Source organism: Nitrosomonas sp. Nm58 (assembly GCF_900107335.1).
GTDB lineage: Bacteria > Pseudomonadota > Gammaproteobacteria > Burkholderiales > Nitrosomonadaceae > Nitrosomonas.
In genome coordinates this window covers 1-13,362 of the sequence record NZ_FNPQ01000052.1, presented here as the reverse complement: position 1 = coordinate 13,362, position 13,362 = coordinate 1, and the positions used below count along the sequence as shown (strand labels likewise).

The window sequence follows — 13,362 nt, the reverse complement described above, 5'->3', positions numbered from 1 at the left end:
GGAAGCTCAGCAAGTCCCACCCTGGGAGTGGCGGAAAGCGAGGCGGTAAAGCATGAAGTTAGGTTATTCTGCAGTTGCAAAGCCGGAAGAAAAAAGTATTTGCTTCCTTTTCTTGATGGTTATCCTGTTTTCTTCATTCCAAGCTCATCCAACCGAGACTCATAAACGGATTGTAGAAGGCTTGGAGCCTTACAGCCTTACAGCATTACGATCATTGGTGAACGTCATAAGCGACCTGAATCTACCCAATTTTTCCAAGAGCTAATATCCAGATATTTACAGCAAGATAAATGCCTATCGGTTGCCTTGGAGATTGCCAGCAATCAACAGACAATTCTTGATGAGATCGTAGAGGGTAGGGTAACTGTAGCGGATATTGAGATTCCCACGATGATCGACCATCTTCCCATCCGTTCATTGATTAATGATCTGGTTAGAATGAAAAGGAGGGGCAGTTGTTTGAAATTAATCGCCATCGATGGAGGATTGGGACAAGGCGTCAATCGGGACGGATGGATGGCTGAAAATCTGGCAAATCAAGTCAGTCAGACACCGATATTGGCGTTGTTGGGGAATCTACACACTTTGAAAAAAATTGAATGGAATCCGTCTTTGAGCGATGCATTTCCTTATGTTGCAGAGATTCTGGTGTCCCAGGGTCACAGAATCAAATCCTACCCGCAAATCTGGCTGAATAAAGAATGTAGTTTTCAAAATGGCCTCATTTCCTCTGATCAGCAGAGAACAGTTAGTCTGATCAATCACAACTTGATTTCTCTGATTAATGCTTCTAAATACGAGACGGTAAATGATGTCGTTGATGGCGTTATCCTTTGGGAATGCCGTTAGCCAGGAAAAGATGCTGTAATAGACGGTCATCAGTGCGCTGGCAGAATGGTAGAAGCAATGGAGCGCGGGAGAAATGCCAGGCGCCCCGCCCGTTGGAATTTCGGGGGAGAGTGGGGCGCAAACCGTCCCCTTGGGCGTGCATAGTGGGCCGCTGCAGGGCAATTACGGGGCGGGCATGGGGGTATTCATCCCGTGCGCTCCAGCAGTCCCCTGGACGGGCGATAGCGTAGGAATTATTCTACCTAAGCCCAACTCAACCTTGCTTGAGCTTTCGGACTCATCAAATTGGGGTGTTGGTCATGTAATCGCTCAATCTTCAGACCTCGCGTGTTTTGTGTTAACAATTTAATCCACGCCACTGTGAGGTGGTACCCAAAAACTGTACAGGTTGTTAAGCTCTAGGAAAATTAAAAAGGAGCTTAATGAGGATGAGTAAAAAGCGCACACAATATTCGAGTGAATTCAAAGCAAAACTAGCGCTACGCTAGCAGCAATACGCGGTGATGAAACTGTCCCACAATTAGCAGCGCGCTATAATGTACATCCCACACAGATCAATAGCTGGAAACGGCAGCTCATTGAGCAAGCCGCCGAGTTATTTTCTAAAGATAATACTGTCTCCAATAAGGAGCGACATACAACAGATGACCTACACCGGGTTATTGGTCAATTGACGGTTGAACGCGATTTTTTAGCTAGAAAGCTCAATTATTAAGTCTTGCAAAACGCAAAGTGATGATTGAGCCCCATGGTAGTCTTAGCCAGGTTCGTCAATGCCAGTTGTTGAATCTGGCACGTTCGACCTATTACTATCAACCGCAACCGATCAGTAATGCTGATCTGGTTCTGCTGCGCATGATGGATGAGCAATACCTGAAAACGCCACAATATGGCTCACGCAGTTATGCTACCTGGTTTCAGCGCCAAGGGATGATGTTAGGGCGTAAGAAAGCATCCTCTCTAATGAAAACACTTTGAATACCGATCAGGGCGTCCAGTTCACCAGCGAAGCATTTACTTCGATATTGAAGAATCATCATATCCAGATCAGCATGGATGGTAAGGGTTGCTACTATGACAATATTTTTGTTGAGCGATTATGGCGGACAGTTAAGTACGAGCTTTTATATACCAGAGAATTCAATAACCTGAAGGAGGTAAAACAGAATTTATCCATATGGTTTGAATGGTACAATCAAGAACGATTTCATCAAAGCCTTGACAGCCTTACGCCTGATGAAGTCTACTACAATCACCAAAGAATCAATCAGGTTGCCTGAACCTGTTTAACTACGTTTAACTACACATGTCAGAGCTTAACTTTCTTTCAGGTTGTCCAGTTATAGGGAACCACTTCAGACAGATATTATGATGCGCTATTTTTAATTATATTTTATGCATTCTTTTGTTGCTAGCCGTATCTATCTTAATCAGATTCAATTTCTCTTGAGCGTCGTACTGAATAGAAACATTCTTACCAATGGGTGGGGGAGAGTTAAATAATTCCAGTTTATGTGATATGAATTCCTTGTTCACTTGTTGATAAACAAGACCTTCTTGTTTATCGATAAAGAGAAGTAAACCTTCATAGCCTTTATTATTTGTTACAGCCATTTTTGCCAAATAAATATTATAGATACCTGGCTTGATACCTTCCTCAGCTTTTTTAATTAATCCGGTCGTCCTCCATTCATTATCATTAAAGTTCTGAAGGATCTTCTGTCCGTTCATGACTAGGAGGCGTCGTTTCATTTGGATAAATTGAGATAAACTTCTTGAATGATCATTTCCAGGTCAAATTCTTTTTTGTTTACGCCAAAAAAGAAGGCGGTCAGATTAAAAGCACCGCGACCTGTTCCATCAAAGTCGCCGTCTTTCAATGAATCTAAGATAGAGTGAAAAAGATCTTTGCACTTCTGACCGGCAATAAAGTAGGCTTTTAGCGTATCGGAAATCATTGTTTTTTGCGCATCAGATAGTTTTCTCATGATGTCTTGTGGTTGATGCGTTCTTTTCTTTAGACGTACATAAATATAGATGAGCAGTTGATCGGCGGGGGATTTATGGCTGCGTTCTTTTTTTTCTGCTTGGGTCTCAAGACTATCTGTAGCGGGGTAAGGCGCTTGGCGCGTTAATTCTTCCACAATACTTTTTTCATCGACCTTTGATTCCAGAAATTTCCTGAACTGTTGTATTTTAGAGCGCGTAATGTCTTCTGGTCGGCTGTACTTCAACCAATCGACCAGTTCCAATGGATAGGTTTTGAATATCTTTTTCAGATTAAATATGGCGGCTATATCTGTCAAATTCCCGGAATTAAACAGCTCGGCAATAGGATCGGGTAAATCCAGCGCCGCTGCATGCAATGACACATAGGAAGCAGATTTGCCGATGCTTTTGCCTATCTGTTCATGGGTCTTACCGGCAGCAATCTCACGCCCGATATAATCAACGATTTCACGTGATGTCAGATTATCGCGCTGCAAATTTTCGACTACCTGATCCGCTAGACTGTAATCGGCATCAATATAGGCGGGTATTGATTTAAGCTCCGCACTTTTACTGGCGCGATATCTTCTGGCGCCATGATTGATAATATAGGTTCCCGGTTTGTCCGGATTAGGCCGTACGGATATGGGCGTTTTTACCCCCCGCAATTTAATCGTTTCTGTTAATTCAGCTAGGGATGCCGGATCAAATATTTTTCTGGGTTGTGTGACATCTTCAATAATCAAATCAAGCGGGATCTGACTTGCGCCCAATACGGCAGGTGCTTTATTCGCGTCTTCGGATAAAGTTTTCTTTATGACCATTGATTTAATGCTTACTTTATTTTAAAAAGTAATTCCTTGGATTACAGCATTCTGTAACGATTAGATGCAATATATCATGACTATCATTCTCCCAATTTAAGTGAAGAGGGGGTTATCTTCTCAGTTAAAGATAACTTGCTCAAAGCAAGCAAAGGAACCGACAGAAACATAATCAAAAATGCCCTCCTAAGTCAATATATTGATCTGGTTATGAGTCAGAATAAAAACATCGCGACCAGGCGTTATTCTATCTGTTTTGAATAGCTATTTGACGGGGGAATGGTATATTTTACCCATGGTCATGAGCCCTATCCTTAATACAATAATGGGTATTAGATATAAAATAAACGAGAGGACAAATACTTAACGGTTAAGGGAGCGGCAATTACGCTATGTATAATTTAATTCTAACCACAAACATTTTAAGGATTCTGCGCGAGAAGAAACTAACCAAATCTCAGCTGGCAGAAAAGGCAGGCATTTCAATCTCTTTTTTTACTGAACTGACCAATGACAAAGCCAATCCATCACTCAGAATCATAGAAGCGATTGCCAAAGCGCTCGATACGCCGCTGCCACTGTTGTTTGACAATTCGGATATGAGCGCAGCAGAACGAGCCATCTTGGCAGAGGGCAGTGCCGGACATCTGGCCAAGGGGTTTGTCTGGAAGGGCGCTATATTGAGTGAGTTTCAGGCGTACCAGGTCGCGCAGTGGGATCGTGAAAACCGGGAAATCATAAAGAAATTAAAATGAAACAATAGAAATAGATTGCATAGTATTAATTATTGTTATATTGTAGCGTGCAATATTTATTTATTGCTGCGCCGATATAACCATGTCAGATCAATTACCCAACATCACAACCGTTAGAGACCGGGCAAAGAGCAAGCTGGAGCGCGATGCAAGGGAAATACTGTCTGCATTGCAAGATCCCGAAACGGTTGAAATCATGGTCAATGCCGATGGTCGTATCTGGCAAGAGAAGCTGGGTCAAAAGATACAACATATCGGAAATATCCAGGCTGCCCAGGTTGAGGCGGTCATCAAAACGGTAGCGGGTTTCCACGGCAAGGAAATCAATCGATTCAATCCGATGATCGAGGGTGAATTTCCCCTCGATAATTCACGCTTTGCCGGTCAATTACCTCCCATTGTTACCGCGCCCACTTTTGCCATACGTAAAAAAGCCATTCAGATTTTTACGCTCGAGCAGTATGTGGAAACCGGCGTGCTGTCGCCAAAACACGCTGAAGTGATCAAAGATGCCGTGTGCAAGCATCGCAACATTTTGGTTGTGGGTGGCACGGGGTCAGGTAAAACGACTTTGATCAATGCCATCATCAATGAAATGGTTCTCAATGACCCGGATGAGCGCATCTTCATACTCGAGGATACCGGCGAGATCCAATGCGCCGCCCAGAATTTCGTCCAATATCACACCACGCTCGATGTCGACATGACGCAACTGTTAAGAACAACCTTGCGTATGCGTCCGGATCGCATTCTGGTGGGTGAGGTCAGGGGAGGGGAGGCACTGGATTTGCTGGATGCTTGGAACACCGGTCATGAGGGCGGGGCTGCCACACTGCACGCCAATGATGCGATGTCAGGACTCACCCGCCTGGAATCCCTTATTTCACGCAATCCTTCCGCACCGAAAGAGATCATGCCATTAATCGCGGAGGCGGTTGATAGGGTGGTCCATATCACGCGCACGCCGCATGGCAGACAAATCCAGCAAATTATCGAAGTACAAGGTTTTAAAAAAGGAAGTTACCAAATCAACAAGCTGTAACCATTTCATAGGAACCGGTCAATGAAGCTAATTCGTATCAAGGGCGTCCCTCCATTCAGTTGTTTGTTCTCAGTCGCTATTTTTTTCGTTCTTCTATTCTCAGTTGAAAACGCACAAGCAACCGTTGGTGCGGGGGGTGCGCTTCCCTATGAAACCTGGCTGGTTAGTCTCAGAAACTCCGTTACCGGCCCCGTTGCGTTTACCTTGTCGATCATCGGCATTGTGGTGGCAGGCGGCATTCTGATCTTTGGTGGCGAGCTCAATGCTTTTTTCCGTACCCTGATTTTTATTGTGCTGGTTATGGCGTTACTGGTGGGTGCGAACAACATCATGACCAATTTATTCCAGGGCGCGGTTATTCCGGGAGAGCCCTCCCAGACAATCTTTAAGTCAGAAGAAGGCATCGTTCAAAGTTAGTCAAACAGGAGGCTGCTATGGCACTACGAACCCTACCTATCCGCCAATCGGGAAACCGCCCTAATCTGTTTATGGGCGGTGACCGCGAACTGGTCATGTTTTCTATCCTGATTGCAGCCACATCCATCTTCGTGGCCATGGAAATCAAGGCCACGATCTTTGGGTTAGTGCTGTGGTTTTTTGCGCTGTTTGCACTGCGACTGATGGCAAAAAATGATCCGCAATTGCGTCATGTGTACCTGCGCCAGATTCAATACAAAAAATACTATCCGGCGCGCAGCACCCCTTTTTATGACAATACGCTCACACAGGAGAAACGGCACTCATGATTGCCGCTATTGCCATTTTCATCGCAGTTTGTGGTGCTTTGTTGCTTCTGATGCTGTTTCTGCGTATTCGTGATGCGGGAAAAGAATTAAGACTGGATAAACATCGCTCAAAAGAAATGGGTTTTGCCGATCTGCTGGTGTACGCAGCGATGGTGGAAGATGGCGTGATTGTCGGTAAGAACGGTGCATTAATGGCCGCCTGGATATTCTGTGGCGATGATACCGCCAGCAGCACCGATATTGAGCGTGAACAGGTATCATTTCGCATCAACCAGGCATTATCCCGTTTGGGCAATGGTTGGATGATCCATGTGGACGCCGTTCGCAAACCGGCGTTAGCTTATTCAGACAAAGCCTTATCCAATTATCCTGATCCCATTAGCGCTGCCATCGATCAGGAGCGGCGCAATCTGTTTGAACGCATCGGCGCCCTATACGAGAGCTGCTTCATCGTATCACTGACCTATCTGCCGCCCCTGCTGGCGCAGCGCAAGTTCGTTGAACTCATGTTTGATGATGATAGTCAGGAACCCAGCCAGAAAGCCAGAACACAAGGATTGCTGGAATATTTCCAGCGCGAGTGTGCCAACTTTGAATCCAGGTTGTCCAGCGTATTTCATCTGTCGCGCTTAAAAAGCCGCAAGCTGGTGAATGAAGATGATACAACCCTCACACAGGATGATTTTCTACAGTGGCTGCAATTATGCATTACCGGCCGGGATCATCCGATGGTGCTGCCTACCAATCCAATGTATCTGGATACCTTGCTCGGTGGTCAGGAAATGTGGGGCGGGGTCGTACCTAAAATTGGCCGCAATTTCGTTCAGGTGGTATCGATTGAAGGATTTCCGCTGGAATCCTCGCCTGGCATGTTGAATCTGCTGTCTGAATTGCCAGGGGTGTACCGCTGGTCATCGCGGTTTATCTTTATGGATACGCATGAAGCGGTCAACCATCTGGAGAAATACCGCAGACGGTGGAAACAAAAAATCCGGGGCTTCTTTGACCAGGTGTTTAACCTGCAAAGCAGCCACATCGATGAAGACGCACTCAATATGGTTGATGATGCGCAGTCCGCCATTGCTGAAACCCATAGCGGCTTTGTCGGCCAAGGCTACTATACCAGTGTGGTTGTGCTGATGAGGGAAGACCGGGCGGCGCTGGAAGAGGCCGGACGCGGGGTTGAGAAAGCAATCAATCATCTGGGCTTTGCTGCACGGGTCGAGACGATCAACACCATGGATGCCTATCTGGGTAGCCTGCCAGGCCACGGGGTTGAGAATATGCGCAGACCCCTCATCAACACTATGAATTTGTCGGATTTATTGCCGGTCAATACCATCTGGACAGGTAAGCCAACAGCGCCTTGTCCGATGTATCCGCCCAATTCACCGCCCTTGATGCACTGTGTCACGCAAGGGGCAACCCCTTTCCGGCTGAATCTGCATGTACGCGATCTGGGCCACACCTTTATGTTCGGTCCCACCGGAGCGGGTAAATCCACGCATCTGGCGTTGATTGCCGCGCAATTGAGGCGTTACCAGGGCATGTCGATTTTTTGCTTTGACAAGGGGCTATCGATGTATCCGTTGACCCGCGCAGTGGGGGGTCAGCATTTTACGGTGGCAGGGGATGATGAATCACTGTCTTTTTGCCCCTTGCAGTTCTTGCACACCAAGGGAGACCGTGCCTGGGCGCTGGAATGGATTTGTTTGATGGTGGAGCTCAATGGCATCACCGTTACGCCTTTGCAGCGCAACGAAATCAGTCAGGCCATCGCCAATATGCATCAAAGCGGTTCAAAAACCTTGTCAGACTTTTTGGTGACGATCCAGGATGAAGCCATACGCGAGTGTCTTCGGCAATACACCATCGACGGCATGATGGGGCACTTGCTCGATGCCGAGCAGGATGGATTAAATTTGTCGACCTTCACCACATTCGAGATCGAAGAATTGATGAATCTCGGTGAGAAATACGCGCTACCGACTCTGCTGTATCTGTTCCGGCGTATCGAGCGCAGCCTGCATGGTCAGCCTTCCGCCATCATTCTGGATGAAGCCTGGTTGATGCTGGGCCATTCGGCGTTTCGCGCCAAGATTCGGGAATGGCTCAAGGTCATGCGTAAAAACAATTGTCTGGTGTTGATGGCGACCCAAAGCCTGTCGGATGCGGCCAGCAGCGGCATTCTCGATGTTATTATCGAATCCACTGCCACCAAGATATTTCTACCCAATGTATTTGCACGCGATGAAGAGGCCTCAGCACTCTATCGGCGCATGGGTCTCAATTCACGCCAGATCGAGATTCTGGCTTCTGCCATTCCCAAACAGCAATATTACACCGTGTCCGAGAACGGCAGGCGACTCTATGACCTGGCACTGGGTCCATTGGCGCTCGCTTTTGTGGGATCCACGGACAAAGAATCGATTGCAGCCATCAAGAATCTATATGAGAAGTATGGCGACAAGTGGGTTCAAGAATGGCTGGCGATCAAAGGATTAACATTATCTGATTATGGCGTTGCCGCATGAATAGGATCATCGGACTATTCAAGTCGAAGCCGGGTGTGGCTGAGCCTATGCGTGTTAATGACAGTGTGATGGAAGGGGGGCGTCGCACGGGCGAGAATGTGAATCCTTATCTGTCAGCGCGGCGCACCTGGAATGATCACATGCGCGAGGTTCATGCGTCGCGCAATATGTGGCAAATGCTGGCACTTCTTTGTTTATTGATTGCGCTGGCAGGGGTAGGGGGAGTCATTGCTATCGGCAGTCAATCCAAATTCATCCCCTATGTGGTGCAGGTCAATCAATTGGGGGAAGCGATCGCGGTTTCGCGTGCGGATATCGCTGCGGTGGCCGATCAGCGTGTGGTCCATGCATCCGTTGCCGCATTCATCAATGATTTGCGCATGGTGACACCGGATATCGCCTTGCAACGGCGCGCCATCTTTCGTGCGTATGCCATGCTGTCCAATAATGATCCCGCCACGGCGAAAGCCAACGAATGGTTCAATAGTCATGAGGCAAGCAGTCCTTTCAAACGTGCGGAAACACAGACGGTGAGTATTGAAATCATATCGGTGATCCCCCAATCACCGGAGACCTGGCAGGTCGACTGGCTGGAAAAAGTCTATGACCGGCAAGGGCACTTAACCGAGCCCCCTTTCAAGATGCGTGCTTTGCTTAGAGTCTATAACAAGCCGACCACACAAAGCACGACGGAAGAACAGATCCGAAATAACCCGCTGGGCATTTATATCCAGGATTTCTCCTGGTCGAAACAAACCTAAAGGGATCCCTCATCATGACGTCGTTACGCTCTTTAAGTGCGCTGAGCACGCTGATTCTCTCCATTGGACTCGCTGCACCAGGCTATGCTAATGGCCTGTCTGAAGCGTATTTCACCGATAAGAATCCTCAATTAACTCCACAGGAACGTGCCGCCATTGATCTGGCCAAGAAATGGCAGGCAGTCAACCCCGCGGGTACAAAGCCGGTGGCAGGACCGGATGGATCAATTCGTTTTCTGTTTGGTTCACAGCAACCCAGCATCGTCTGTGCCGTATTGCAGGTATGCGATATCGAATTGCAGCCGGGTGAGCAGGTCAATTCGATTCATCTGGGCGATCAGGCGCGCTGGCTAATAGAACCGGCAGTAACCGGCCAGGGTTCTACGGAGGTGCAGCATTTGATTGTCAAACCCATGGATGTGGGCCTGGAAACATCCTTGGTAGTGACCACCAACCGGCGCACGTACCACATGCGTCTCAGATCCCATCGGCGCGATTTCATGCCGAGAGTCAGTTTCATTTATCCGGAAGATGCCTTGGCTAAATGGGATGCGATTAGGAATAAGGAAAGCCATGCCAGGGACATCAAAAAATCACGCACCCTTCCTGAAACCGGAGAATATCTGGGCAATCTGGATTTTGCGTATGCGGTGTCTGGCAATGCTGCCTGGAAGCCGCTGCGTGTCTATAACGATGGCCAGAAAACCATCATACAAATGCCTGCCATCATGGCGCAGACAGAAGCACCGACTTTGCTGCTATTGAGCAAGGAAGGCGGCATTTTTAGCGGTGATGAAACAGTGACGGTGAATTATCGTTTGCAGGGCGACCGCTATATTGTGGATACCGTGTTCGATAAGGCTATTTTAATTGCGGGTGTGGGCGGTAATCAGAGCCGGGTCATGATTACGCGGGGGAATTGATCATGCGATTCAGTACTTTAATTCTTGCCTTGTCCCTGCTATTGCTTCAGGTCGGGTGTGCAACGCAACCCTATGGCAATTTTATTCAAAATCCGTCACTCGCAACCAGCAAAGCGATGGCCGATGATGTGACCGCCCAATTAATGCGCCTGTATCCGGCGGCCAATACGCAGTTTAATCTGAGTCATACGGTTAATGATCCGTTTGGCCATGCCTTGATAGAAAATCTTCGTCTCGAAGGGTTTGCGGTTCAGGAAGCGACTCAGCAACCAATTCAGCGGCAAAAATTTGCTGCGCCTCATCAGTCCGAAACTGAGCTGCAGAAAGGTTTGATCCTGAGTTATGTCATTGACCGGTCGGGTGATTTGTATCACATCAAACTCATGATTGATGATATGCGCTTGTCGCGTGCATTTATAGTGCAAGCTGACAGTATTCATCCTGCGGGTCTTTGGGTCAGAAAAGAATAGGGGGTAGGGATGATGTCAACCAATTCAAGACTCCTGTCGCCTGATTCATCCCCGGATGGGGTCGCAAGAAGCGCAGGTGTGCGGCGTGTCAATAACCTCCCGATTGTCATCTTTGGCGCGATCATGCTGATATTCATGCTGCTCATGATGATGGTTGCCATGAATCGTGCCACTGAGCGCGGTCATTTTGATCACGATGGCGACAAAGATGTCCAATCGAGCCACTCCTTTGCCTCACTCATCGCCAAAGACTATGTTGGCGGCATCATCGAATCTAAAACCCCACCGGTGATTCCAGAACCCTCTAAATCATCGATGCAGGGGATCATCATTGAGCGACCCTCGGATCTGGATAGGCCGCCTTTGCCGCCATCACTCAATGCATCCGATCCATCGCTTCAAGCGGATATTGCACATATTCGGATGCTGAAACGCCAGCAACTGGAAGAAGCGATCAAGGCCAAAACAAATGTGAATGTGGTGGCACCCAGAAGTACCGGATCATCGCCGGATTTAACCGGAACGAGTGCAACTGAAACACGTGAGGAAATGTTGGCCAGATTGGTGTCAGTGCGTCAACAGATGGAGGCAAATCTGCGTGAAGATCCAACGGCTGCCTATCATGCGCGTCTGGCGCAGTTGCGACAGGATGGGGGGGCGAGTGTGGTCGGAGGAATGGGAGCGGGGAGGGGTGATGAATTCATGGACGATGGTGCCCCTCGTTTGCTGGATGACGAGGTGGACAGACAGGCTCAAGATTATTCGCGCTTTGATTCAGCGGGTGGCGAGGAACGCTGGAAATTGAAGAGCGAAGTGCAAAAACCTGCATCACCTTATGTTCTGCAAACAGGATTTGTAATACCGGCAACCTTGATATCCGGTATTAATTCCAGCCTGCCGGGGCAGATCATGGCGCAGGTCAGCCAGCATATTTATGATTCCCCGATTGGCAAATGGCGTTTGATTCCACAGGGATCCAGGCTAGTCGGCACCTACTCCAGCGAAGTCGAATTTGGTCAGGCACGTGTGCTGGTCGCCTGGCAGCGCATCATCTTTCCGGATGGAAAAACCATGGATATTGGCGCCATGCCGGGTGCTGACGGAATGGGTTATGCTGGATTTCAAGATCAGATCAATAACCACTACCTGCGCATCTTTGGTTCAGCCCTGGTTATGTCGGCCATTGTCGCCGGTTCGGCATACAGCCAGCGTGATTCAGGGGGTGCGTTCGGGCGGCAAAACGCCGGTAGCATCATGAGCCAATCGCTGGGTCAGCAATTGGGATTGGTAGCTGCCAATCTTATTCGCAAGAACCTGAATATCTCACCTACACTTGAAATCAGGCCGGGTTATCGCTTCAACATCATCGTTACCAAAGACATGAAGTTCTCTCAACCGTATCAAGCATTTGATTATTAAAACAGGAGGGATCAAACATGAGGAACAGACAAAAGCTAGCTGCTCAGTTGATCGGAATGCTATTTATGCTGGGTGATGCCGGTTATTCATCGGTTATCCAAGCAGGAGGAATGGCTGTCATTGATATGGCAAATGTAAAACAAACCACCGTTACCGCCATCGAGAATGTAGAACAGACGCTGAGGCAAATAGAGCAGTATAAGACTCAGCTGATGCAATATGAAAACATGATCCGGAATACGATGGCTCCACCTGCCTATCTCTGGGCGCAAGCACAATATTCGATGAACAAGCTAATCTATCTGACCAATACCATACGCTATTATGAGCAACAGCACGGCGGACTGGATGGTTATATGCAGCGGTTTCGCAATGTTGAATATTATCGTAGTTCACCTTGTTTTGATTTGCAGGGAAAATGCAACGATACCGCCTGGAAGCTGCTGCAGGACGGACAAAATACCAGTACGGATGCACAAAAAAACGCTAATGATTCGCTCTTGCGCGGCTTGAGCGAACATCAAAACCAGATCCCACTGGATGCCGCGCACCTGCAAGTCTTGCAACAAAGAACCGAGTCTGCCCAGGGACAAATGGAAGCCCTGCAATATGCCAATCAATTGGCCGCGTACCAGGCCAACCAGTTGCTGCAAATGCGTCAAATGCTGATTGTCCAGCATAATGCCACCAATACGCAAAGTCAGGCCGAAGTAGATCAAAAGGCCATGCAACAGGCTGCGCGTGAGGCAGCGACCAAGCGATTAAGTCCTGAGATATTACCTGCTGGTAGGAATTGGTCTGTAAGAGATGCCTTTTAAAACACTAATCTGAGGAGAGAATGATGAAAAAGAGTGATTTGAGTATTGTAGTGATCTGTTTATTGTCTTTATTGCTGTTGTCAGGGTGTTATAAGGATGGCGATGGCAAGCTTGAATTGAAGGAGCCTAAGAAAGAATTAAGTGAAATGCCACCTGGAATTAGATGGACTATTAACGGGCCAGTAGATGAAACGGGTAACCCAATTGAATTAGAAAAAGCAAAATAGTTGTT

17 protein-coding genes are annotated in these 13,362 nt (G+C 47.7%); 15 read left to right on the top strand and 2 right to left on the bottom strand.

All coding sequences use genetic code 11. The features are described 5' to 3' along the window. Positions 1-306: 306 nt before the first annotated feature. The 4 genes from BLW34_RS13330 to BLW34_RS13315 all read left to right on the top strand — a co-directional run bounded on the left by BLW34_RS13330 (position 307) and on the right by BLW34_RS13315 (position 2,129). Entirely contained in the window at positions 307-849 is a 543-nt protein-coding gene (locus BLW34_RS13330) for a hypothetical protein (protein ID WP_090580551.1), read from the top strand. Positions 850-922: 73 nt separating this feature from the next. Beyond that, a complete protein-coding gene (locus tag BLW34_RS13325) occupies positions 923-1,198 on the top strand; it encodes a hypothetical protein (RefSeq protein ID WP_090580548.1) in 276 nt (91 codons plus the stop codon). Between the two features lie 383 nt (positions 1,199-1,581). Further along, on the top strand, positions 1,582-1,827 hold the full coding sequence (locus tag BLW34_RS13320; RefSeq protein ID WP_143037933.1) for a hypothetical protein: 246 nt from the start codon (positions 1,582-1,584) through the stop codon (positions 1,825-1,827). Then, on the top strand, positions 1,824-2,129 hold the full coding sequence (locus tag BLW34_RS13315) for an integrase core domain-containing protein (RefSeq protein WP_177166044.1): 306 nt from the start codon (positions 1,824-1,826) through the stop codon (positions 2,127-2,129). Before BLW34_RS13320 ends, BLW34_RS13315 begins: the two co-directional genes overlap by 4 nt. A 106-nt stretch (positions 2,130-2,235) precedes the next feature. Here BLW34_RS13315 and BLW34_RS13310 read toward each other — a convergent pair whose 3' ends face one another. Both BLW34_RS13310 and BLW34_RS13305 read right to left on the bottom strand, forming a co-directional pair. Continuing rightward, positions 2,236-2,601, bottom strand: coding sequence for a KfrB domain-containing protein (locus BLW34_RS13310; RefSeq protein WP_090580539.1), 366 nt, complete (start codon positions 2,599-2,601; stop codon positions 2,236-2,238). Then, positions 2,598-3,662, bottom strand: coding sequence for a ParB/RepB/Spo0J family partition protein (locus BLW34_RS13305; RefSeq protein WP_090541780.1), 1,065 nt, complete (start codon positions 3,660-3,662; stop codon positions 2,598-2,600). The genes BLW34_RS13310 and BLW34_RS13305 overlap by 4 nt, the downstream gene beginning before the upstream one ends. 392 nt (positions 3,663-4,054) lie before the next feature. Between BLW34_RS13305 and BLW34_RS13300 the strand changes: the two genes are divergently transcribed. The 11 genes from BLW34_RS13300 to BLW34_RS13250 all read left to right on the top strand — a co-directional run bounded on the left by BLW34_RS13300 (position 4,055) and on the right by BLW34_RS13250 (position 13,357). Beyond that, entirely contained in the window at positions 4,055-4,417 is a 363-nt protein-coding gene (locus BLW34_RS13300; RefSeq protein WP_090541776.1) for a helix-turn-helix domain-containing protein, read from the top strand. A gap of 82 nt (positions 4,418-4,499) precedes the next feature. Then, positions 4,500-5,459: a P-type conjugative transfer ATPase TrbB gene (trbB, locus tag BLW34_RS13295; protein WP_090580535.1), complete on the top strand. Its 960-nt coding sequence runs from the start codon at positions 4,500-4,502 to the stop codon at positions 5,457-5,459. Between the two features lie 21 nt (positions 5,460-5,480). Continuing rightward, positions 5,481-5,876 carry a TrbC/VirB2 family protein gene (locus tag BLW34_RS13290; protein WP_090580532.1) on the top strand — a complete coding sequence of 132 codons (396 nt, stop codon included), beginning with the start codon at positions 5,481-5,483 and terminating at the stop codon, positions 5,874-5,876. Positions 5,877-5,893: 17 nt separating this feature from the next. Continuing rightward, positions 5,894-6,205 carry a conjugal transfer protein TrbD gene (locus BLW34_RS13285; RefSeq protein ID WP_090580529.1) on the top strand — a complete coding sequence of 104 codons (312 nt, stop codon included), beginning with the start codon at positions 5,894-5,896 and terminating at the stop codon, positions 6,203-6,205. Beyond that, positions 6,202-8,739: a VirB4 family type IV secretion/conjugal transfer ATPase gene (locus BLW34_RS13280; protein WP_090580526.1), complete on the top strand. Its 2,538-nt coding sequence runs from the start codon at positions 6,202-6,204 to the stop codon at positions 8,737-8,739. Before BLW34_RS13285 ends, BLW34_RS13280 begins: the two co-directional genes overlap by 4 nt. Then, a complete protein-coding gene (locus BLW34_RS13275) occupies positions 8,736-9,500 on the top strand; it encodes a VirB8/TrbF family protein (protein WP_256203803.1) in 765 nt (254 codons plus the stop codon). The genes BLW34_RS13280 and BLW34_RS13275 overlap by 4 nt, the downstream gene beginning before the upstream one ends. A gap of 14 nt (positions 9,501-9,514) precedes the next feature. Beyond that, the gene (trbG, locus tag BLW34_RS13270) at positions 9,515-10,423 is read left to right on the top strand and encodes a P-type conjugative transfer protein TrbG (protein WP_090580523.1); all 909 of its coding nucleotides are present in this window, start codon (positions 9,515-9,517) and stop codon (positions 10,421-10,423) included. 2 nt (positions 10,424-10,425) lie between these two features. Beyond that, positions 10,426-10,893, top strand: a complete 468-nt coding sequence (locus BLW34_RS13265; RefSeq protein WP_090580520.1) for a conjugal transfer protein TrbH — start codon at positions 10,426-10,428, stop codon at positions 10,891-10,893. A 12-nt stretch (positions 10,894-10,905) separates the two neighbouring features. Next, entirely contained in the window at positions 10,906-12,312 is a 1,407-nt protein-coding gene (locus BLW34_RS13260; RefSeq protein ID WP_090580557.1) for a TrbI/VirB10 family protein, read from the top strand. Positions 12,313-12,329: 17 nt separating this feature from the next. Next, positions 12,330-13,130, top strand: coding sequence for a P-type conjugative transfer protein TrbJ (gene trbJ, locus BLW34_RS13255; RefSeq protein ID WP_090580517.1), 801 nt, complete (start codon positions 12,330-12,332; stop codon positions 13,128-13,130). 23 nt (positions 13,131-13,153) lie between these two features. Next, positions 13,154-13,357, top strand: coding sequence for a hypothetical protein (locus BLW34_RS13250; RefSeq protein ID WP_090580514.1), 204 nt, complete (start codon positions 13,154-13,156; stop codon positions 13,355-13,357). The last annotated feature ends 5 nt before the right edge of the window (positions 13,358-13,362 follow it).